The 22,068-nt window shown below is 52.1% G+C and carries 19 protein-coding genes, 1 tRNA gene and 2 pseudogenes; 16 read left to right on the top strand and 6 right to left on the bottom strand.

What is annotated here, in order from left to right; all coding sequences use genetic code 11:
• Positions 1-41 precede the first annotated feature (41 nt).
• Complete coding sequence (locus L1889_RS11395) at positions 42-1,457, top strand: FAD-binding oxidoreductase (RefSeq protein WP_238665220.1); 1,416 nt, start codon at positions 42-44, stop codon at positions 1,455-1,457.
• Here the strand turns inward: L1889_RS11395 and fahA are convergent.
• The 6 genes from fahA to mutM form a co-directional block, all read right to left on the bottom strand.
• Positions 1,454-2,758, bottom strand: a complete 1,305-nt coding sequence (gene fahA, locus L1889_RS11390; RefSeq protein ID WP_238665219.1) for a fumarylacetoacetase — start codon at positions 2,756-2,758, stop codon at positions 1,454-1,456. The two genes, L1889_RS11395 and fahA, sit on opposite strands and share 4 nt — an antisense overlap.
• Before the next feature lie 8 nt (positions 2,759-2,766).
• Complete coding sequence (gene hmgA, locus L1889_RS11385; RefSeq protein WP_238665218.1) at positions 2,767-4,068, bottom strand: homogentisate 1,2-dioxygenase; 1,302 nt, start codon at positions 4,066-4,068, stop codon at positions 2,767-2,769.
• Between the two features lie 3 nt (positions 4,069-4,071).
• Entirely contained in the window at positions 4,072-4,302 is a 231-nt protein-coding gene (locus L1889_RS11380) for a DUF2783 domain-containing protein (protein ID WP_238665217.1), read from the bottom strand.
• Positions 4,303-4,312: 10 nt separating this feature from the next.
• Positions 4,313-5,953: an FAD-dependent oxidoreductase gene (locus L1889_RS11375; RefSeq protein ID WP_238665216.1), complete on the bottom strand. Its 1,641-nt coding sequence runs from the start codon at positions 5,951-5,953 to the stop codon at positions 4,313-4,315.
• A gap of 29 nt (positions 5,954-5,982) precedes the next feature.
• Entirely contained in the window at positions 5,983-6,939 is a 957-nt protein-coding gene (locus L1889_RS11370; protein WP_238665215.1) for an MBL fold metallo-hydrolase, read from the bottom strand.
• A gap of 169 nt (positions 6,940-7,108) precedes the next feature.
• On the bottom strand, positions 7,109-7,936 hold the full coding sequence (gene mutM, locus L1889_RS11365) for a bifunctional DNA-formamidopyrimidine glycosylase/DNA-(apurinic or apyrimidinic site) lyase (protein ID WP_238665214.1): 828 nt from the start codon (positions 7,934-7,936) through the stop codon (positions 7,109-7,111).
• Between the two features lie 86 nt (positions 7,937-8,022).
• Here mutM and L1889_RS11360 point away from each other — a divergent pair, with 86 nt between their 5' ends.
• From L1889_RS11360 to L1889_RS11290, 15 genes and pseudogenes are all read left to right on the top strand, one after another.
• On the top strand, positions 8,023-9,798 hold the full coding sequence (locus tag L1889_RS11360; protein ID WP_238665213.1) for a tetratricopeptide repeat protein: 1,776 nt from the start codon (positions 8,023-8,025) through the stop codon (positions 9,796-9,798).
• Positions 9,795-10,394 carry a lipoprotein insertase outer membrane protein LolB gene (lolB, locus tag L1889_RS11355; RefSeq protein ID WP_238665212.1) on the top strand — a complete coding sequence of 200 codons (600 nt, stop codon included), beginning with the start codon at positions 9,795-9,797 and terminating at the stop codon, positions 10,392-10,394. The genes L1889_RS11360 and lolB overlap by 4 nt, the downstream gene beginning before the upstream one ends.
• Positions 10,395-10,400: 6 nt before the next feature.
• A pseudogene (ispE, locus tag L1889_RS11350) lies at positions 10,401-11,347 on the top strand (4-(cytidine 5'-diphospho)-2-C-methyl-D-erythritol kinase).
• A 4-nt stretch (positions 11,348-11,351) separates the two neighbouring features.
• Positions 11,352-11,428 (top strand) — tRNA-Gln (locus tag L1889_RS11345).
• Between the two features lie 110 nt (positions 11,429-11,538).
• The gene (locus tag L1889_RS11340) at positions 11,539-12,489 is read left to right on the top strand and encodes a ribose-phosphate pyrophosphokinase (protein WP_238665211.1); all 951 of its coding nucleotides are present in this window, start codon (positions 11,539-11,541) and stop codon (positions 12,487-12,489) included.
• Between the two features lie 93 nt (positions 12,490-12,582).
• A complete protein-coding gene (locus L1889_RS11335) occupies positions 12,583-13,209 on the top strand; it encodes a 50S ribosomal protein L25/general stress protein Ctc (RefSeq protein WP_238665210.1) in 627 nt (208 codons plus the stop codon).
• Positions 13,210-13,335: 126 nt separating this feature from the next.
• A complete protein-coding gene (gene pth / locus L1889_RS11330; protein ID WP_238665209.1) occupies positions 13,336-13,932 on the top strand; it encodes an aminoacyl-tRNA hydrolase in 597 nt (198 codons plus the stop codon).
• Positions 13,913-14,770, top strand: a complete 858-nt coding sequence (locus L1889_RS11325; RefSeq protein WP_238665208.1) for a CPBP family intramembrane glutamic endopeptidase — start codon at positions 13,913-13,915, stop codon at positions 14,768-14,770. Before pth ends, L1889_RS11325 begins: the two co-directional genes overlap by 20 nt.
• 87 nt (positions 14,771-14,857) lie before the next feature.
• The gene (gene ychF, locus L1889_RS11320; protein ID WP_238665207.1) at positions 14,858-15,949 is read left to right on the top strand and encodes a redox-regulated ATPase YchF; all 1,092 of its coding nucleotides are present in this window, start codon (positions 14,858-14,860) and stop codon (positions 15,947-15,949) included.
• Positions 15,950-15,990: 41 nt separating this feature from the next.
• Positions 15,991-17,205: an amino acid aminotransferase gene (locus L1889_RS11315; RefSeq protein ID WP_238665206.1), complete on the top strand. Its 1,215-nt coding sequence runs from the start codon at positions 15,991-15,993 to the stop codon at positions 17,203-17,205.
• 149 nt (positions 17,206-17,354) lie between these two features.
• Positions 17,355-18,518: an ABC transporter substrate-binding protein gene (locus L1889_RS11310; protein WP_238665205.1), complete on the top strand. Its 1,164-nt coding sequence runs from the start codon at positions 17,355-17,357 to the stop codon at positions 18,516-18,518.
• 28 nt (positions 18,519-18,546) lie between these two features.
• Positions 18,547-19,466: pseudogene (locus L1889_RS11305) on the top strand (branched-chain amino acid ABC transporter permease).
• Positions 19,466-20,365, top strand: coding sequence for a branched-chain amino acid ABC transporter permease (locus L1889_RS11300; protein ID WP_372871499.1), 900 nt, complete (start codon positions 19,466-19,468; stop codon positions 20,363-20,365). Before L1889_RS11305 ends, L1889_RS11300 begins: the two are co-directional and overlap by 1 nt.
• 48 nt (positions 20,366-20,413) lie before the next feature.
• Positions 20,414-21,181: an ABC transporter ATP-binding protein gene (locus L1889_RS11295; protein WP_238665203.1), complete on the top strand. Its 768-nt coding sequence runs from the start codon at positions 20,414-20,416 to the stop codon at positions 21,179-21,181.
• Positions 21,174-21,878, top strand: a complete 705-nt coding sequence (locus L1889_RS11290) for an ABC transporter ATP-binding protein (protein WP_238665921.1) — start codon at positions 21,174-21,176, stop codon at positions 21,876-21,878. Before L1889_RS11295 ends, L1889_RS11290 begins: the two co-directional genes overlap by 8 nt.
• Positions 21,879-22,068 lie beyond the last annotated feature (190 nt).

Here is a 22,068-nt window from a genome sequence, read left to right as displayed (position 1 = left end):
CGCATGCAGGCGACAGGTTAATTTTGTTTTTAAGGGTTCTTATGGTGGAAGTTGCTGACTTGGTTGAAATTATTGGTGCAGAGAATGTATTGACAGGTCAGGCGATGGAGCCCTATCTGACTGATTGGCGTGGGCGATACCAAGGCTCGGCTCGGGCGGTTGTGCGTCCGGCGGATACCCAGGAAGTCGCCCGGGTGGTGCAATGGTGCAGCGCGAACAGTGTGTCCATTGTGCCGCAAGGGGGAAATACAGGCTTATGTGGCGGTGCCACCCCAGACCAGTCTGGAAACAGCATCGTTCTGTCGCTGGCACGGCTTAATCGAATTCGCACTATTGATACCGATAACGACACCATGGTCGTCGAAGCCGGTTGTATCCTGCAGTCTATTCAAGAGGCGGCCAGCAAGGCCGACCGCCTGTTTCCCTTAAGTCTTGCCGCAGAGGGCAGTTGCACGATAGGCGGTAACCTGGCCACCAACGCAGGGGGGACACAGGTGCTGCGCTACGGAAACACTCGCGATTTATGCCTGGGTATAGAAGTGGTTTGTGCCGATGGCCAAATATGGCATGGGCTGAGGGGTTTGCGCAAAGATAACACGGGCTACGATTTGCGGAATCTGTTTATTGGAAGCGAAGGCTCCCTGGGTATTATTACGGCTGCTACCCTCAAGCTCTACCCCCTGCCTGTTGCCCAATGCACGGCTCTGCTGGCGCTTAGCTCCATGGAGGATGCCGTTGGCGTGCTGTCTATGGCGCGTAAGGGGTTCGGTGCTGCGCTTACTGGTTTCGAGGTAATTGCCCGAAACTGTCTTGAAGGCGTGGTAAGTTGCTACCCAGAGCAGCGCCTTCCTTTTGAAGGTGAAAGCGCGGAGCTGCCTTGGTTTGCCTTGCTGGAGCTCTCAGATAGCGAAAGTGAATCTCATGCACGTGAGCGTTTCGAAACGGTTTTGGGCGAGGCAATCGAGCAGGGGCTGGTTGCAGATGCGGTCATCGCCGAGAGCGTGGCTCAAAGCTTTGCGTTGTGGCATTTGCGTGAAAGTATCCCCCTGGCTGAAAAAGCCTTTGGCAAAAGCATCAAGCATGATGTGTCTATACCGGTATCGCTTATTCCCGAGTTCGTGGCCACTACCAACACATTGCTGCAAGCCAGGTTTTCTGGCATTGAGCACGTGATTTTTGGACATCTGGGTGATGGAAACCTGCACTACAACGTAGCGCGTGGCAGTGCGTTCGACGAAGACGAGCTTTTGGCCCGGCAAGATGAAATCTACAGGCTGGTACATGACAGTGTGCATCGCTTTCAGGGGTCAATCAGTGCTGAGCACGGGGTTGGACAGCTAAAACGGGATCTGTTGATTGATTACAAGGACCCCGTTGAGCTTTCTCTGATGCACAGCATCAAGCATGCCCTGGACCCTCAAAACTTGTTTAACCCAGGAAAAGTTCTCAACGTCTAAGTCGGCATAACAGTGGCTCTACACTTACCAAAGCCGATGCGAGGGTAGTGGTCTTTTTGGCAGCTTGCCTTGAAGATCACTTCATCTCCATCCTCAAGAAAGCGTCGTTCTTCGCCCCACGGCAAGTGTAGTGCCTGATTTCCACCCTTCGTCATTTCCAGCAATGACCCCTCCTGTCCGCTTTCGGGACCAGATAGCGTGCCGGTTCCCAGCAAATCGCCCGCCCGCAAATTGCAGCCGTTAATCGTGTGATGGGAAATCAGCTGAGCAATATTCCAGTAGGCATCTTTAAAATTGGAGCTGGCCAGGTAGGCAGGCTCCAGCCCCCGGGCGCGAGATTGCTCAGTGCTTAACCAGACCTCCAGTTTGATATCCAGGGCGCTGGCCGTTTCACTGCTGAGATAAGGAAGGGGCTGAGGATCGGAAGGCGAGCGCTCGTATGGAATTCGAAACGGCAGCAAGGCTTCATAGCTGATCACCCAGGGCGAGATGGTAGAAGCAAAATTCTTTGCCAGGAAAGGGCCTAGAGGCTGATACTCCCAGGCTTGTATATCGCGCGCTGACCAATCATTAAGTAAACATAGACCAAATATATGACTCTCGGCATCTTCAATGGGAATGCGTCTGCCTTGTGGGTTGCCATTACCAATAAAGATGCCAAGTTCGAGCTCATAGTCGAGGCGTTCGCAGGGGCCGACTCTGGGTTCCGCCCCCTCAGCCTCCGGGCGCATTTGTCCCATTGGCCGTGTGAAGCTGTGCCCGCTTACATTGATGCTTGAGGCACGACCATGATAGCCAATAGGAACCCATTTGTAGTTGGGCAGCAGAGGGTTGTCCGGGCGAAATTGCTTTCCTACTGCGCTGGCATGGTGCAAGGAAATATAAAAGTCGGTGTAATCGCCGATCTGGGCAGGCAGTCCGTATATGGCGTCAGACTGTGGCAGTAATAATTGCTGCAGCAGCTCTTTACGGCTGGAGCCCCGGGCCAGGGACTGTGACAACTCTGATCGCAAGGCGCTCCATAAGCTCGTATTCAAAGCCATCAGGGCATTCAGATTGTTGTATTTGCAGGCACTGAGCGCCTGAGCCGCTTCGCCTTTGAATGGCGCCAGCGAGGCCAGGGCTCTCAGATCCAGAATCTGGTCTCCAATCCCCACCCCTACACGAAAGTCATGGGCGGCATCTTTAGACGCAAACACGGCATAAGGAAGGTTTTGTATAGGAAAATCGGTATCGGGCTGGTTGGCACTGACTACCCAGCTTTTAAGGGCGGGATCATGCGTAGCATTTAACTGATTCATCACATCACCTAGAGGTCATTAACGAAGTTTTTCTGCAAACCAGACCAGGCATCGTCGTAGTGTCTTTGCAAGGAGTCGGATTGCATGGCCAAACTGGTAGGACGGATAGCGCGGCGACTTTCAAACATAAAAGCCATGGTGCTACGTACGTAGTCAACCTGGCTTAAGTCGGCATTGCTGGCTTTGCTGAAGGTGGCCGAATCAGGACCATGGGGGCTCATGGGGTTATGCAGACTAGAGCCACCAGGGATAAAGCCGTCTGCCTTGGCGTCATAAAGGCCATGGATCAATCCCATGAACTCGCCTGCTACATTTCGGTGGAACCAGGGAGGTCTGAATGTGTTTTCCATTGCCAGGACGCGAGGTGGAAAAATAGCAAAGTCTATATTGGCTGCCCCAGTGATCTCAGAAGGAGCAGTCAGCACGGTAAAAATGCAAGGGTCTGGATGATCATAGCTAATCGAGCCAATGGCGTTAAAGTTTCGCAGATCATATTTGTAGGGGGCATGCGTACCATGCCAGGCCACCACGTCCAGTGGGGAATGACCCAGGGTGGTGGTCCAGAAGCCTCCGGTAAATTTTGCAATCAGTTCGTGCGTTTCTTCTTTTTCTTCAAACCAGGCCACAGGGGTCTTGAAGTCGCGCGCATTGGCCAGCCCATTTGAGCCTATGGGGCCTAACTCGGGCAGGCGCAACGAACGTCCATAGTTTTCGAGCAGGTATCCCCGGGCTCCTGAGTCCATCAGCTCGACTTTAAAGCGTATGCCCCTGGGCATGACGATGATTTCCTGTGGTTCTACTTCCAGGATTCCAAGTTCTGTGAGAAAACGCAGACGGCCCTCCTGCGGGACGATCAGCATTTCCGCATCAGCGTTATAGAAGACACGCCGGTCCATGGAAACATTTGCCGCGTAGAGATTGATACTGATGCCGCTGTGATCATCGCAATGCCCGTTGCCCGCCCAGGTTTGCATGCCTTGAATAAAATCGATGCTGGCGAATTCAGGAATAGGCAAAGGGTTCCATCTAAAGCGGTTCGGCGACACAGGTCCCCGGCCGAACTCATGAGTCCAGAGTGGAGCGACGTTGGATGGAGTAAAGGCGGGCTGAAGCGCTGCGGGACGAATTCTGTATAACCAGCTGCGTTTGTTTTCGTCGCGGCTCAGGGTAAAAGCGGTGCCCGACAGCTGTTCGGCATAGAGGCCGTAAGGACATTTTTGGGGTGAGTTCCGGGCTTGGGGCAATGCTCCGGCCAAGGCTTCGGTAGAGAAGCTGTTGCCGAATCCTGATTGATAGGTCAAAGCCGTCATGATTTACCTCGTCAGCTCAGGGGGTGACTGGAGATGCTTCAGGGTGACGTTGCGTGCAGCCACGACGGCTTGCCGGAACACAGAGCAATCGCCAATATGATTGCTTAACAATAATACGAGGGCTGCGTTGAGAGCATGGCTCTGTTCCGTACTGAGATCGCGATGCGCATCAATCAATAACTCATAAAAGTCGTCAGGATGCTCAAAGCGTGATTGAGTATCTAGCATAGCCATGATGTGTCTCTCAATGTAGGTAAGCGCATGCGCGGTCTAAGGCATCAGCAACTTTTTTGGCATCAAATGTACGCCAGCGAGCGCAAAGGTGGTGATCCGGACGAAGTAAATAACAACTGTCCGCTGTAGCATCAAAACGATCTTTAAAGTGGCCTTTATAGTCACCATACACGTCAGGATTGCTGTCGTCGCTACTGATAATCACTACCTGTAAAGGGCAGTTAATACTATTCACCAAAGCGGCATGATAATGAGTGGGGTGTGAGGGTTCGTAGATCAGCAGGCTGAAATCATTGCCCAGGGTGCTGAGCAGCCAGGTGTCTTGTTGTGCGTGGAGCAAGGGGGCGTCGACCGCACAGCCGCCTAGCTGAAGCTCGCCCTTAAAGACATCGCTGTCAGGGGTGTTGAGTGGACTTTCTGCATAGGTCGAAGGATTGGATAGGCGCCCGCTATTAACCAGAGCCCGGGCAAAAGAATGCTCTTTCGCCAACTCCAGTACGAGGTTTCTGAACAGCAAGCTGATTTCACTTTTAGGCGTGATGAAATCAGTGGATCTCGTGGAGTGGCGCAGGTTCTCATCGGCAGCCAAGCTGCGTTCATCGTGATAGGTGTCCAGCAGGGCGTCAGAGGCCTGTCCGCGTAACACCTTATCTAGTTTCCACGCCAGATTGTCGGCGTCCTGTATCCCGCTGTTTGCTCCCCTGGCACCGAAAGGTGAAACCCGATGCGCAGCATCACCAGCGAAAAATACAGCCTTGTCGCGAAATTTTTCCATGCGCTCGCAAGCAAAGGTATAGACGCTGGCCCATTCTATTTCGAACTCGATATCATTGCCTAGCAAAGCCTGGACCCTGGTGCGAACCTTGTCGGCTTTTACTTCTTCTTTAGGGTCAGCGTCCCATCCCAGCTGAAAATCAATGCGCCACACATTGTCAGGCTGGCTGTGCAAGAGTACGGACTGCTGCGGATGAAATGGCGGGTCAAACCAAAACCAGCGTTCACACGGAAAGGAGGCGGCCATTCGAACGTCGGCAATAAGGAACCTGTCTTTAAAGGTTTGCCCTTTGCTTTCATGGCCTCGAATCTGCCTTAAGGTGGAGCGTGAGCCGTCGCACGCTACGACCCAGTCCGCGTAAAGGCGATAGGAGTCCTCGGGTGTATGCACCTGCAGTTCCACCGTTCCATCGTCCAGGTCTTCGGCATGTGTCACCTTATGCAAAAAACGCAATTCAATATTGGGGTGGGCCTGGGCTGCTTCGTAGAGGAATCCCTCGCAGTAATACTGCTGCAAATTAATAAAAGCCGGTCGCCGGTGGTCCGGAGCAGGAAGTAAGTCGAAGCTCCATACCTCCTCGTTTCTATAGAAGACCTTGCCCCGATTCCACGAGATACCTTTGTCGACCATTCGCTGTCCTACGCCCAGTCGATCCCAAATATCCAGTGTGCGTTTGGCAAAGCAGATGGCTCGGGAGCCGGTGGATAAGGCATTGTCATCGTCTAAAAGAAGGACTTTCTGACCACGCTGGCCCAGATCCAGGGCAAGGCTAAGGCCCACGGGCCCAGCCCCGACAACCACGACAGGGTGACGGACAGTTTGTGCTGGTACATCGCTCGTGGCGATGGTCAGGTGCTGATAGTCTATTTCTCGCATGACGGCCTCCGGCAGATACGAGTCGTAGCTTAGGAGTTCTCCAGGGCTTTCCACATATCTATATCCCGCTGAGCTGTCCAGACAATGGGGTCAGCAATGCCTTTGGCTTCGTCGTAGGCGCGCGCAACATCGAAAGGCATGCAATGATCAAATATGACCCAGTCGCTGTAGCGAGGTTTCATGAAGGCGTAGGCTTCCTTATAGATATCGCGTAGCTCTTTTCCGTCCGCTACACCCTGATTGACACAGGCATAGAGGTCCGTCAGGAAAGCCCGGGTTCCAGCCAAGGCTTTTTTAACCTCAGCGGCATTCTTCAGGGCAGGGCCCCGCCCTGGAACCATTTGCTCAGCTTCAAATTCGGCCAGGTTATCCAGTGTCTGGGGCCACTCCTTAAAGTAGCAGTCGCCCGCATAAGGCGTTGATTGATACTCGACCAGATCACCAGCAAACAGTATTTTTTGTTCAGGCAGCCAGGCAATTGTGTCGCCCTTCGTATGTCCGCGGCCAACCTGCATCAGATGCACTTCCAAATTGCCAAGGTCTACAGTCATGTAGCCATCGAAGGTTATGGTGGGCCAGGTCAAGCCATCCGGAACCGACTCTACTGCTTGAAATAAACGCGGAAAGCGGCCAATTTCACTGGCTTTGTCTTCTTCTCCGCGCTCGACAATCAAGTCATAGGTGTCTCGGCTTGCGATAATTTCCTGTGCCCCGTAGGCCGAGGCACCTAATACACGGACAGCGTGGTAATGAGACAGCAAAATATAATTAATGGGCTTGTCGCTGACTTCTCGTATGCGGCGGATCACATCTTGAGCCATTACCGGTGTTGCCTGGGTATCAATAACCATCACCGCATTCTCGCCAATGATTACACCGGTATTGGGATCCCCTTCGGCGGTATAGGCATAGGCATTGTCAGAGAGCTTTTCAAACGAAACCACTTTGTCTTCCATATCGCCATGCGAGGCAAACTGCTTGCTCATGGTGAACTCCTGGGGGTGGGATTAACAAGGGTGATGTTTATAAGGTTAGTTTAAGGTGAACTCATTAAATATAGGTGAATCCCTTAGGCCTGAAAAAATCCTGCTTCCGATGGAGCAGGGCAGGCTTCAGCTGTCAGCTTGAGGGACGCAGGGAGAATTTAAGGTGTGCTTAGCGTCTCTGACAAGCCGAGCAAAAGTAGGTGGCCCTTTGGCTCTGCACAATGCGCTTGATGGAGCGTCCGCATTTGGGGCAGGGAAGCCCCAGCTTGTCATAGACCCGGGCGTGAAGCTCAAAGTAGGCTCCGGGCTCGCCGGTAGCATTCACATAGTCGCGCAGTGTGCTGCCTCCGGAATCCAGCGCTTCTTGCAAGGTGAGCACGATATGCTGGTGAAGTCGCTTAACACGTGCAAATGAAAGCGAACTGGCGGGGGCTTCCGGATGAATGCCTGCCCGAAACAGGGCTTCAGAGGCATAAATGTTTCCTACTCCGACGACAATGTCGCCGCCCATCAGGGTGGGCTTAACGGCCAGCTTGCGCTTTTGCAGTCCTTCGTAAAGGTGTTGTGGTGTAAAAGCCTCGCTGAATGGCTCAACCCCAAGGCGTGAAAGCAATGGATGATCGAGCAACTCCCCACTGCTTGCAGAGTGCCAAAGCACCGACCCAAAACGGCGAGGGTCATGTAATAAAAAACGAGCCTCTTCAAACACCCATTCTGCATGGTCGTGTTTGATGCGTGGGGCATCAAGGGGAACGCGTCTTAGCGACCCTGACATTCCGAGGTGTATTAATTGCGTACCATGTGCAAAGCGAAGAAGCAAGTATTTGCCTCGTCGCTCGCAAGCCAGTACGGTTTGTTTATTAATAAGTTCGGGTAAATCGGCGGGGATGGGCCAACGCATTCGAGATTCGTGTACGATAAATTCTTTCAGCGTCTGGCCATTCATTACCGTAGCAATTCCGCGACGTGTCGTTTCAACTTCTGGTAGTTCTGGCATAGTGGGGTGATAACATCAATGAATCATGCGGTCTTATATTGCCATCTGACGCTTAATCTTACGCGCCGTTGCGCCGGTTTTCTTGGATGAATCTTTACTCCTTATTGTTTAGCACGTTATTAATAGCGCCGCTTTATTCCGGTTTGACACTGGCCGCCGCAGAACGACTTCCCGCTGAGCAGCCCGTAGAGCGTATTCATTTGCGCAGTGGTGAGCTACCCGAGGTAAGTTTAAGCGCCGATATCCTCTATCGTATATTGGTCGCTGAGGTCGCCGTGCAGCAGGGCGATTACGAAGCAGCAAGCCAAACGTTCCTGAGCTTGTCGCGCGACACTCTGGATCCGCGTTTTGCGCAGCGGGCTTTTCAGTTCTCAATGGCTGATCGTAACTTATCTCGCGGCTTGCGTGCGGCTAAAGAGTGGTCGGTGCTGGCGCCCAACGATCCTGAAGCTAAAGCAACAGCTCTTGCTCTTGAGGCTTCTACCGGAAATACGGCGGGCTTGGCGCAGGCGCTGTATCAGCGCATTGAAAGTGCGCGCGATAAAGAGCAAGCCGTGGTTCAGGCTCTGGGCATTGTCAGTAAAATGGTAGATCCACGCCTGGCCTTTGATGTGCTGGACCAGGCCATGCCTGAAGATGTCCGTACGCTGGCGATTTCGCATTTGGCGCTTGCCGATGCGGCATGGGCAGCACAACGTTCCGAGCGTGCCCTGCTTGAAGCCAGGCAAGCCTTGCTGCGTGCACCCGGATCCGAGGCGGCTGCCCAACGGGTGCTTGAGTATGGCTTGCAAGTTAATGCCGACGAAGCCCTGAATGAGGCACAAGAGTTTGCACGCCAGTATCCCGAGTCGCGTAATTTGCACTTGCTGCTTATTAACCGGCTCGTTGACAACAAGCGGTATAACGATGCGTTGGCTGTTGTACGTTCAATGCAAAGGCGAAATCCTGAAGACTTTGATCTGCTCTACACTGAAGCTGAAATCAATACCCGCGCTGAACGCTTCACTGAAGCCAAGGCCTTGCTCGTTGAGTTCATTAGTGTGCAAAGCCAGCGGCGCCGAAGTGTACGGGACCAGGCCAGTAATGCGCTGGCTAATATTTCTGATGCCCGTTTGGCTCTCGTTCAAATAGCGGAGCAGCAAAACGATTACGCTGAAGCCATTCAGCAACTTAATCTTATTGAAGAGCCTTCTTTGCGTTTTCAGGCTACGGTGCATCGTGCTGTATTAGAGGCTCGCGCGGGCGACATGCGTCGAGCACAACGTACGCTGGACATGATAGGTACGCAAGATAAGCAAGAGCAGGCCGTCGTGGCTCTTACACGCGCCACTGTCTACAGGCAGGCGGGGCGTACAGACAGCGCTGTCGAAGTGTTGGAGCGGGCTGACCGGGAACTTCCTGATACGCCTGAGCTAAAGTACGACCTGGCAATGCTCTATGAGCGTCAGGGACGTATTGATGACTTTGAGCGTCTCATGAAACAGGTGATCGATCTTCAGCCTGCTGACGCCAATGCCTATAATGCGCTGGGCTACACTTATGCAGACCAGAACCGCAAGCTTGATGAAGCACAAGACCTGTTAGAGCAGGCTCTTGAGCTTGAGCCCGACAACCCGTACATCCTCGATAGCGTGGGCTGGTACTTATATCGCGTTGGCGATAACCAGGCGGCGCTGGAATACCTGAAACGTTCGTACGAGCAACTTCCGGAAGCGGATGTTGCTGCGCATCTGGGCGAGGTGTTCTGGAGCAAAGGCCTAAAAGACGAGGCTTTGCGAATTTGGTCCGAGGCTTTCTCGCTGGATCCCGACAACTCCACTTTGCTTGAAACGCTCAAGCGTTTCGATGTGCAGCTACCATGAGCTTTATGCGTTATTTTTTCGTTAGCCCCTTTCAGTGGCTGAAAAAAGTCAGTGTGATTGTTTTTGCTGTGATTTTGTCAGCATGCTCCACAACTCCTACTATGCAGGGCACGGGTGCTGGCTCTGACGGTATCGATTTCTTCCGTAATGGACGTTTTGCGGTCAGCGTTCAATACCCTTATGGGCAGCGTGACGCTGTACAAGGAGGTTTCTCCTGGGCCGAGCACGATAATCAGCTAAGGCTCGACCTGCGTAATCCAATGGGCAGTGTGCTGGCCAGGGTAGAAGTCAATCAAAGCGGGGCAAGCCTGTATCGTACCGACGGCAGTGCCGAACATGCACCAGGTCCAGATGCTTTGGTAGAGCAGGTTTTGGGCACACCCATACCGGTATCCAAGTTGCGTCACTGGTTGCGAGGAGCGTCGGCAAGCACGGCGCTTGATGTCGAGCTTGAGACATCCAGGCCGGTGAGCTTCTCCGAAGATGGCTGGCGTGTACGTCTGCAGCGTTACGATGAGCACGGGCCGCGTTTATTGCAAATGAATCGTAATGATGCCGACGGTGATATCAGCGTTCGGCTGGTCATTGATAATTAAAGTCATATGTCAGTACGGCTATACGATGTTCCCGCTCCGGCTAAATTGAATTTATTTTTACATGTGGTTGGCAGACGAGCGGATGGTTATCATTTGCTGCAAACTGTCTTTCGTTTTATAGACTTGCAAGATAGCCTGAGCTTTGAGCGTCGATCTGACGGTAAAATAGTACGCGAGCACGAAAGTCTGGCAGGCCTGGCACCAGCTGATGATCTCATCGTAAAGGCCGCCGCGTTACTGCAACGGGCTACTGGTACGTCCTACGGCGCTCAGCTTGAGTGTATAAAGCGCATTCCTGCAGGTGGCGGGCTAGGGGCGGCTCCAGCGATGCGGCCAGCACGCTTATCGCCTTGAATCGTTTATGGAAAACCGGTTTGAGCCGGATAGAGCTGATGCGTCTGGCCATACAGCTTGGCGCCGATGTGCCGGTTTTTGTCTTCGGCCAAAATGCCTTTGCAGACGGAGTCGGCGACCAATTGCAGGCGATCAGCCTTCCTCAAACCTATTACAATGTTCTGCAGCCTAATGCTTTTGTGCCTACCGCAGATATTTTTAATGCCGAAGGCTTGACAAGAAATACGCCATTAATCATAATGACCGACTTTGCTGATTGGCAAACAGCTCGCGCTAAGCTAGCTTGTAGGCAAAAAAATAACGTGCTAGAATCACTGCCGTTGTTTGGTAATAATGACCTTGAGGCTATTGCTTGCGAAAAGCACAAGCCAATAGCAAATGTAATTACTGGCTTGCATGATTTAAAATTGCATGCTAGAATGACTGGCTCAGGTTCTTGTGTTTTTGTAGAGCATTGCAATTACGACATGGCCGCTAGACAACGTGAGCAAATTAGCGGTAAAATGCTGCACCATGCACATAATGTGCAGCAGTTGGTTGTAGGGCACTGGTTGGTATCAGGCCTTAACGATCACCCGTTACGTTCTTGGTTGAACTGAATTTTGGGGAATAGCCAAGCTGGTTAAGGCACCGGATTTTGATTCCGGCATGCGAAGGTTCGACTCCTTCTTCCCCAGCCACTTTCCAGACCTAACCGGTCTGCGGTAATGTAAAGCTGTTGAGTCGTACCCTGTAGGGCTGCGGTCAACAGCTTTGCTTTTTCACTGCATTATCTACATCCGCACTCCTCATGGCACACGACCGCTTCATGATTTTCACAGGCACAGCTAACCCACGTTTGGCTGTCGATGTCGTCAATCACCTAGATATGTCCCTGGGAAAAATGACGGTAGGCCGCTTCTCCGACGGAGAAGCCATGGTCGAAATCAACGAAAACGTTCGCGGTCGCGATGTCTTTGTACTCCAGCCCACATGCGCACCCACCAACGATAACCTGATGGAAGTCATGGTTATGGTTGATGCCTTGCGCCGTGCCTCAGCTGGACGCATCACTGCTGCAATCCCTTATTTTGGTTATGCTCGTCAAGATCGTCGTCCGCGTTCTGCGCGCGTGTCGATCTCAGCAAAAGTCGTCGCCAATATGCTGCAAGTTGCAGGTGTAGACCGCGTCATGACAATGGACTTGCACGCTGACCAGATCCAGGGCTTTTTCGATATTCCTGTTGATAATATTTACGCCTCACCTATTTTGCTCGGTGATATCTGGCGCTGTAACTACGAAGACCTCGTGGTTGTATCTCCTGATATCGGCGGCGTGGTGCGAGCCCGGGCCCTGGCGAAGCAGCTAGAGGCTGATCTGGCCATTATCGATAAGCGCCGTCCTCGTGCCAATGTTTCAGAAGTCATGAATATTATTGGCGACGTTAATGGCCGCACCTGCATCATCATGGATGACATGGTCGATACAGCAGGAACTCTCTGCAAAGCAGCTGAAGCTCTTAAAGAGCGCGGTGCGGGTGCAGTTTATGCGTATTGCACGCATCCTGTGTTGTCAGGCGAGGCTATTGAACGCATTTCAAATTCACAGCTTAACGAACTTGTAGTCACGGACACGATTCCGCTGTCGGCAGAGGCACGCGAATGCAGTAAGATTCGTCAGTTGTCCTGTGCGGCATTGCTGGGTGAAACCATGTTGCGCATTTCAAATGCCGAATCGGTCAGTTCGTTATTCGTAGATTAAGTTTTTAGGCTTACTGGTCGCGGTAAGCCTTAGTTGTATGCAAGCCAGCTTGCATATGTAAACCGGCCATTGAGCCAATTTGGAGTTAATCTCATGAAATTCTCAGCCTCCACGCGTAGCGTACAGGGTTCGGGTGCGAGCCGCCGCCTGCGTCGCGCTGGTCAGGTACCTGCCATTGTTTACGGTGGCACAGCCGAACCACAAAACATCGCCTTAGATCACAATCAGATCTATCACGATTTGCGTAAAGATGTATTTCACGCTTCTATTCTGACAATGGAACTCGACGGCAAGCCTGTACAGGTTTTGCTGCGTTCAGTGCAGTGGCATCCTTACAAGCAGCAAGTGCTGCACGTTGATTTCCAGCGTGTATCTGCTAAAGAAGCCATCACTACACGTGTACCATTGGCATTTATTAACGGTGACGAATCACCAGCCGTTAAGCTGCATAGCCAGGTTATCAGTCAGGTATTGGTTGAGCTCGAAATCACATGTTTGCCAGCCGACCTGCCAACTTCCATCGAAGTCGATTTGGGCCAAATGGAACCCGGTACAACGATCTCACTATCGTCCATCAAACTGCCTGAGGGTGTTGAGTACGCCGGTACAAGCACAGATGCCGATCCAGTTCTGGCTGCCGCATTGGCAACAGGTGGTGGTCAGGCCGCTGCTGACGAAGATGACGAAGGCGCAACTGGCGAAGAAAACGCTAGCGAGTAATAACTGCATAGTGTCGTTATTCGGCGCGTAGGTTTTACGCTAGCCTTGCTTCCTGACCCCTGCCGGCCTACGCTGGCAGGGGTTTGTTTTTGAATGGCGTATTTCGCCAAAGGATGTTTTGGGTGTATGTCCGATCCTGTACGCTTAATCATAGGCCTGGGGAATCCCGGTCCCGAGTATCAGTTAACCCGGCATAACGCGGGTTTTTGGTTAGCAGACCAGATTGCCGAGCAGCTGAATGCAGGCTTCACCCTTGAGAAAAACTTTTCAGCCTGGGTGGCCAAGGGGCGTTTTGATGGCGAGGCCGTGATTATTGCAAAGCCCACTACCTACATGAATCGTTCTGGTCAGGCTGCAGGCGCCTTGGCGCGTTTTTACAAGTTCGAACCCAAGCAGGTTTTAGTGTTGCACGACGAACTCGATTTGCTGCCGGGCCAGGCCAAGATTAAGTTTGGCGGCGGCCATGCGGGTCATAATGGATTGCGCGACATCCATCAGGTTTTTGGCAGCGCTGATTACTGGCGTTTGAGGCTGGGTATTGGCCATCCGCGTACGCTGGGTTTGGCTCAGCAAGTGGCTGCCTTTGTGTTAAATGCGCCTCGTAAACAAGAACTTGATGATATTACTCAGGTGCTGGAGCGTTGCTATCACGTTTTGCCCTATCTTCTGCGTGGCGATATGGAGGCGGTAGCCCGAGAGCTCCATGGTAACAATCGTGCGTAAAGCAGAGCCTGTACCTTCAAGATTTCGTGACGAGCTTCACGATTTTTTCAGATTCTTGCGGGCTCCTACCCTGAGCCGCCATCCTGTTCAGCGTGGCTCCGGCAACTCAACGTACGTCGATTGGTTCGGCGGCCTGACGACTTCCCGAATTATCCTGTGGGCCCTGTTCTTGTGGGGCATTAATCTTCTGGTGTTTGGTCCGCTGGCAGCCATGGCTGCAGGGGCGGGCGGGGCGCAGCATCGTCTGAATCTGGATAATATTCCGTGGCTACAAGCCTTGATTTGGGCGCCTATAGTAGAAGAGTTAGTATTCAGATTCGGATTGCGCCGGCCCGCTTTATTTCTGTGGCTGGCCCCTGTTGCTGCCGTGTGCATGATAAGCGGACCAGTCTGGTACAGCGCTGCCCTGGTAGTCGTGATTTTGTTTTTATTGATACAGCCGGGCTTCCAGACAACTGAGCCTTTCTCCAGACTCAAGGCCAGGCGCGTTAATGAAATGCCTCAAGGTCTCATAGCTCGCTACATACCAATGATGCTGGGTAAACTGTTTATTGATTTTTCAGTATTAAAAAGTTATAGGCAGCACTTTATTTGGGTGCTGTATGCTTCTACCTTAGCGTTTGCAGCACTTCATTTATATAATTTTCATTTTACTGAAATGCCATTGTGGCTGATGCCGCTACTGGTGCTTCCACAGTTTTGCACGGGCCTGGTTCTGGCCTGGATACGGGTTCGAAGGGGCATTGGTGCAGCGATGTTTTTACATGCGGTTTTCAATGGTGGTCCCTTGTTGCTTGTGTGGCTTATTATTCGATCTGTGCCCGACATAACGATGTAAGCCGGCCTCATCTGGTTTCCCCTGTCGTTGATAATGGGGCCAAGGCTACAATAACGTTTTTTTAATCTCATTGTTTTCAGGAAAGTCATGTCCCTTCAATGCGGCATTGTTGGTCTGCCCAACGTTGGTAAATCCACCTTGTTTAACGCGCTGACCAAGGCCGGAATCGCAGCAGAAAACTACCCTTTCTGCACGATTGAGCCAAACGTTGGCGTGGTCGAAGTACCCGATGAGCGACTGGATCGCTTATCAGAAATTGTTAAGCCCGAGCGTGTGGTGCCGGCAGTGGTCGAGTTCGTGGATATCGCAGGCCTGGTGGCTGGCGCTTCGGAAGGCGAAGGGCTGGGTAACCAGTTTCTGGCAAATATACGTGAAACCCATGCCATCGTTCACGTCGTGCGTTGCTTCGAAGACGATAATGTAGTGCACGTGGCGGGCAAGGTTGATCCACTCTCTGATATCGAGGTCATTCATACCGAACTTGCTCTGGCAGATTTGGCTAGTGCCGAACGCGCCTTGCAGCGCAATGGCCGTACAGCTCGTTCGGGTGACAAAGATGCGCTGCGCTTAAGCAAAGCACTTGAGCGCATTATTGCTGCCCTTGATGAAGGCACGCCGGTGCGAGCCCTTAGCTTTGACGAAACTGAACTTGAAGATATTCAACAGTTCCACTTCATTACCGCTAAACCGGCCATGTATGTTGCCAACGTTAAAGAAGATGGTTTTGAGAATAATCCCTATCTTGACCAGGTAACTGAGTACGCCAATAAAGAAGGGTCTCCGGTTGTGGCCGTCTGTGCAGCAGTAGAAGCAGAAATCGCTCAGCTTGATGACGAAGACAAAGCAGTATTCCTGGAAGATATGGGTATGCAAGAGCCGGGCTTGAACAGGGTGATTCGCGCTGGCTATAAGCTACTGGGTTTGCAAACCTACTTCACCGCCGGGGTTAAGGAAGTGAGGGCCTGGACGGTACGAGTAGGTGCCACAGCGCCTCAGGCTGCCGGCGTTATTCACACCGACTTCGAGCGTGGCTTTATTCGCGCGCAAACCATTGCTTTCGGCGACTTTATTGAGTTCAAGGGTGAGCAGGGCGCAAAAGAAGCTGGAAAAATGCGTGCTGAAGGTAAAGAATATGTGGTTAAGGATGGTGATGTGTTGAACTTTTTGTTTAATGTATAACCGCTTCAAGACTGTCTGTTCACGAGACTAAGGAATTCATTATGTTTGATCACATTGCGGCTTACGGCGGCGATCCCATATTCCGTTTGGGCGAAGCTTTTCACGCCGACCCCCGAGACAAAAAAGTTAATCTGACTGTCGGCCTGTATTATGACGACGCCGGAAAAATCCCTTTGCTCAACACCATAGAAGTGGCTGAGAAAGCGTGGGCAGATCAGCGTAAGCCGCGTCCTTATCTTCCTATCGAGGGTTTGGCCGCTTACCGGGCAGCGGTGCAGAAGCTGGTGTTCGGCGCAGACTCTGCGGCCTTGGCCGAAGGTCGCGTAGCGACGATCCAGACCTTGGGCGGAACGGGGGCCTTAAAGGTAGGAGGCGACTTTTTGCATGCGGCCTATCCGGATGCGGAAATGTGGATCAGCGACCCTGCGTGGGATAATCACCATGCAATCTTTCAAGGGGCTGGTGTGCCTACACACTCGTATCGCTATTACGATACACAGACCCAGGGTCTGGATTTTGACGGCATGCTTGAGGACATCAGCCAGCTGGCACCTCATAGCATTGTACTTTTGCATCCCTGCTGCCATAACCCTACAGGCGTTGACCTAAGCCCCGAGCAGTGGTTGAAACTGATCCCTGTGCTAGCTGAAAAACAGCTGATCGCTTTTGTAGATATGGCTTATCAGGGTTTTGGAAAAGGCCTGGACGAAGATGCTTTTGCCATCCGCGCCATGGTTGAGGCGGGCCTCACCTTTTTTGTCGCCAACTCCTTTTCTAAAAACTTTTCTTATTACGCAGAACGCTGTGGTGCGCTGTCGGTGGTGTGCAGCACACCGGACGAGGCCAGCCGTGTTCTGGGGCAGTTAAAAGCCGTAGTGCGCCGAATTTATTCGAATCCGCCTTTACATGGTGGCGAAGCTGTTTCAGGTGTGTTAAATAGCCCGTCTCTGTTCACAGAGTGGGTAGCCGAGGTCACCAGCATGCGAGAGCGTATCGCAGCCATGAGGCAGGCTGCTCATCAGAAGCTACGTGTCAAAGCGCCTGATTACGACTCCAGCTATTTTGTGAAGCAGCAAGGCATGTTCTGCTATACCGGCTTGTCACAAGCCCAGTTGCAGCGGCTACGAGATGAGTTTGGTGTGTATATTATTGATTCTGGCCGTATTAGCGTGCCGGGACTTAATACAGAAAATATTGATTATTTTGTAGAGGCGATGGCCGCGGTGGTGACCTCTTCGGTAGCTGAGTCAGCGTAACTGCACGATACAGTCATAGCCATCTATGGCTGCTGAGCAAATATAGAAGATCAAGTGTCGCACTCGGAGATGCGACACTTTTTTATGTATTATCGGATGTAGATCCAATTAAAAATTAAAACAGTGCGCCTGGCGTAAGGAGCTGACAAATGCGTGGTTTAGTAATGATGGTAGTGGCGGCGTGTCTATTGCCGTCTGCGGTTTTGGCCAAACCTATCAAGGTAGGTATTGCCAACGATATTTCGGGGCCTTTTTCGGCCATAGGCGCAGAAACACGAGATGGTTTTAATTTGGCCATCAAGCAGCTGGATGGCAAGTTAGGCGGGTTCCCGGCCGAGTTTTTACAAAGCGATATGGGCGGTAATCCGGATCAGGCCCGTCAATTAGTGAATCGTTATATTCAACGAGAAAAAATCGACTTTTTTACGGGCCCCGTAGGGTCTAATGTGGCGTTGGCGGTTGGCCCCACCTTGTTTAACGCCAAAGTTCCATTTGTTTCCAGTAATCCAGGTCCAAGTCAGTTTGCGGGCAAGCAATGCAATGCCTACTGGTTCGGAGCAGCCTATCAAAACGACGCGTTCCACGAAGCAGCGGGCAAGATGGCCGCCAGTCGAGGCTACAAAAACATGGTCGTGCTGGCCCCGGACTACCCGGGCGGTAAAGATGGCCTCGCCGGTTTTAAACGTGGTTATGGTGAATCCGTCACCCAAGAGATCTATACCCGCCTGGGGCAGATCGATTATGGTGCAGAGCTTGCCCAGGTGCGCGCTGCCAAGCCTGATGCCGTTTATATTTTCTTGCCCAGTACCATGGGCATTAACTTCATCAAGCAATACGTAGCTGCGGGGTTGTCGCCTGATGTCCCCCTGATTGGTCCGGGTTTCTCGGGCGATGAAGATATTATTCAGGCAGTGGGTGAGCCCATGCTTGGTATGTACAACACAGCACAGTGGGCTCAAGATCTTGATAACCCTGCCAACAAAGCGTTTGTAGAAGCGTTCAGGGAAGAATACAAGGGACGGTACCCATCGGTCTATGCAGCACAGGCTTATGACGTGATTCTGGCTTTAGATGCTGCTGTGCAGCAGGTTGATGGCAACGTTGAAGATAAAGAAGCTGTCTTGAAAGCGTTGAAGGCTGCAGATTACGATTCCGTACGGGGTGACTACGTATATGGTGTCAACAACTATCCCATTCAATCCTATTACTTGCGGGTGGTAGATAAAGATGCAGAGGGCCGATTGATTAACCGTCTGGTAGAGCAGGTTTTTGATCAATACCAAGACGTGTACGTTGACGAGTGCAAGCTCTAATTATTGTTTATAAACGCCAGCACACGTTATGACCTCGATCCTGGTTTTCGAACAACTGCTTAACGGCTTGCAGTTTGGCTTAATGCTGTTCTTAATCGCTGCAGGGCTCACCCTGGTATTCGGCATTATGGACATCATGAACTTGGCCCATGGTTCGCTTTATATGGCCGGAGCGTATGTTGCTGCCGAAACCATGCAGCGTACGGGCTCATTTTTATTCGCAATTCTCGTGGCAGTGGTGGTAACAGCAATAGTAGCCATTGTGCTCGAACTGCTTGTCATGCGTCGCTTGGTGCTTCGTGACCACTTGGCTCAGGTGCTGGGTAGCTACGCAATTATTCTCATTGCTAATGACGCGGTAAAAATGATCTGGGGTTCGGCGCCACAAATGCTGAATATGCCCGCGGCGCTTTCGGGCCCTGTGCGGCTGCTTCCCGACTTGCTTTATTCATCCTACAGGTTAATGATGATTGGGGTCGGCTTGGCTATTGCGCTGGGACTTTATTACTTTGTCAGCCGCACCCGGGCGGGGAGCCTCGTCAGGGCTGGGGCCTCGAATCGTCAAATGGCAACCCTCATGGGGGTGCGCGTTCCTCTTCTGTTCTTGGGCGTCTTTACCATGGGAGCAGTGCTGGCGGCTGTGGCGGGCGCTCTGATGGGGCCTATCAGCGCTGTACAAATAGGCATGGGCGAAGAAATCCTGATCCTTGTGCTGGTATGCATTGTTATTGGCGGCATTGGCTCCGTACGGGGAGCCTTTGTGGGTGCGCTGATTGTAGGTATGGTCGATACCGCCGGGCGGGCATTCTTGCCTTCGCTGTTACGCCAGGTTCTGCCGCTGGACATGGCGGCAAGCGTGGGGCCCCCTTGGCTGCCATATCCATTTACGTGCTGATGGCTGTGGTGCTGGTCTTTAAACCTGCTGGCTTGTTTCCCGCAAGAGGCTGATGATGCAACGTTATTTTTGGCCTCTGATGCTGGGTCTTTTGCTTTGTGTCTTCCCTTTTGTAGCGGAAGCCTTGGGTTTGGGCTTTTATATTTCTTTTGTTCGACGTATTCTTATTTTTGCCTTGGCAGCCACCAGCTTAAGCTTGATTCTAGGCTTTGGAGGAATGGTGGCCCTGGGCCACGCTGCATTCTTGGGGCTGGGGGCCTATACGGTGGTGATTATGGCCGAGTTCGGCTATAGCAGCGCTTTTGTGGTCTGGCCTGCAGCAATGATGGCTGCGGCGGTTTTTGCTGCCATTACGGGAGCCATTTCGTTGCGGACCCGAGGCGTGTATTTCATTATGATTACTCTCGCCTTCGCCCAGATGGCCTACTACGTCTTCATTTCATTGCGTCAGTTTGGCGGTGAAGACGGAATGAGCCTCTATCAGCTGTCGTCCCTGGGCGGCGTTGATTTGTATAGCGATGTCAGTTTCTATTACGTGGTTCTGGCTATTTTTGTGGCTTTTTTCCTTGTGTTCAGCTTGGTTATATCGTCTCGTTTTGGCGTGGCCTTGCAAGGGATTCGGGAGAACGAAACGCGGATGTCCGCCCTGGGTTACCCGGTTTACCAGATCAAATTAATCGCTTATGTACTGAGCGGCACTGCCCTGGGTCTGGCGGGAGCCTTGCTGGCTAACCACAATCAGTTTGTATCACCGTCACTCCTGCATTGGACGCAGTCTGCCAATTTGCTCATTATGGTGCTGGTGGGAGGGTTGGGCATGCGATGGGCGGGATTTCTCGGCGCATCCTTAATGCTGATACTCGAAGAGTTCTTGCGCATGTGGACTGATTTCTGGCATCTGCCTTTAGGCGTACTCCTGCTGTGCGTGGTTTTTTCGCTCCCAGGGGGTTAGCGGCGCTCCGTTGGGGCGGCAGCAAGGCTCGACGTACGGAGTCTGTCAATGTCTGAGCTTGCGTTATCATTGCAGGGGCTGCATAAACGGTTTGGTGCTTTGCATGCTACCAATGAGGTGTCGCTTGAATTGCTAAAGGGCGAGATTCATGCACTTATTGGACCAAATGGGGCGGGTAAATCCACCCTGATCCATCTGGTGTCCGGCGCGCTCAAGCCCGACAAAGGCCGCATTCAATTATTGGGCAAGGACATCAGCAATGCGCCGGTGCATCAACGAGTTCGAGCAGGCTTAACACGTTCGTTTCAAATCACCAGCATTTTTAATCAGCTGAGTGTTCGACAGAATTTGTTGTTGGCCACACAGGGAGCCGAGGCGAGATACTTTTCTTTTTTCGAAAAGCGCGATGCGAGTGTGCACTTGAATCAATGCGCGCTGGCTCTGGCGACTCGTTGTGGCATTGCACACGATTTGCTGGATCATCAGGCGGGTAATTTGCCCCATGGTGAACAGCGTAAACTTGAGTTTGCGCTGACTTTGGCAGCCGCCCCCAGCGTGGTTTTGCTTGACGAGCCTATGGCGGGTATGGGGCCGGACGAAAGCAAGAAGCTGGCTGCTTTGGTAGCCAGTCTGCGCGGCGAGTTGACAGTGCTATTGGTCGAGCATGATATGCAAGCGGTATTCAGTTTGGCTGACCGCATTACCGTACTGGTGGCTGGCAAGGTGCTGGCAAGCGGGACGCCAGAGCAAATACGGAAAAACCCGCAGGTTCAGCAGGCCTACTTGGGATCGGAGCTTGATGACGACCATGCTTAACATAAGCCGATTGTATGCCGGCTACGATGCCAGCAGTGTGCTTTTTGATGTTGATTTAGAACTGCAGACCGGGCAGGTACTTAGTTTGCTTGGCCGGAATGGCATGGGTAAAAGTACACTGATACGGTGTGTGCTGGGCTTGATCAGCCCCAGGCAAGGATCTATTTATATAGATGGCGTCTGCACCAACGGTTGGCAACCTGATCGTATCGCACGTGCAGGAGTATCGATTGTGCCCGAAGGGCGTCAATGCTTTCCTAACTTAACCGTGCACGAGCACCTGTCAGCATTCTCTGCAAATCGTAACCCAGCTTCGACACAGCTTTGGAATGCCGAACGGGTATATCACATGTTTCCGCGTTTGGCTGAACGTAAAAACAATCTGGGGAACCAGCTATCCGGTGGTGAGCAGCAGATGCTGGCCATTGGGAGAGCATTGGTCACTAATCCTAAGCTTTTGATTCTGGATGAGGCCACAGAGGGTCTGGCTCCTAAAATTCGAGACGAGATCTGGGCGTGTTTGTCCAGACTGAAGCACGAGGGGCAGACTGTGCTGGTGGTAGACAAGTATGTGAATCGCCTGATGCAAATTGCTGATCATCATGTAGTGATTGAAAAAGGCAGATGTGTCTGGGAAGGTGATTCTGATGCTTTATCGAAGGCAAGCGCGGTTTGGGAGCGCTATTTAGGCATCTAAAAATCTCTCTGTACGGCTTTGTTGTTTTAAGCCAATGATAATTCGGAATGTATCGTTGAGTGACTGAAGTTTGAGTTATCTCAACGCAGCGACGCTTGAAGATGATTAAAGTAAAGATGACCTCAGCAACGTTATCGCCGCTTCACAGCGCAGCGTTACTGGCTGGTGTCATTGCGTACCCATCACTTCA

Source organism: Paenalcaligenes niemegkensis (assembly GCF_022230885.1).
Lineage (GTDB): Bacteria > Pseudomonadota > Gammaproteobacteria > Burkholderiales > Burkholderiaceae_B > Paenalcaligenes > Paenalcaligenes niemegkensis.
The sequence above is the reverse complement of the archived record's forward strand: the minus strand, read 5'-3'. Positions and strand labels throughout refer to the sequence as shown.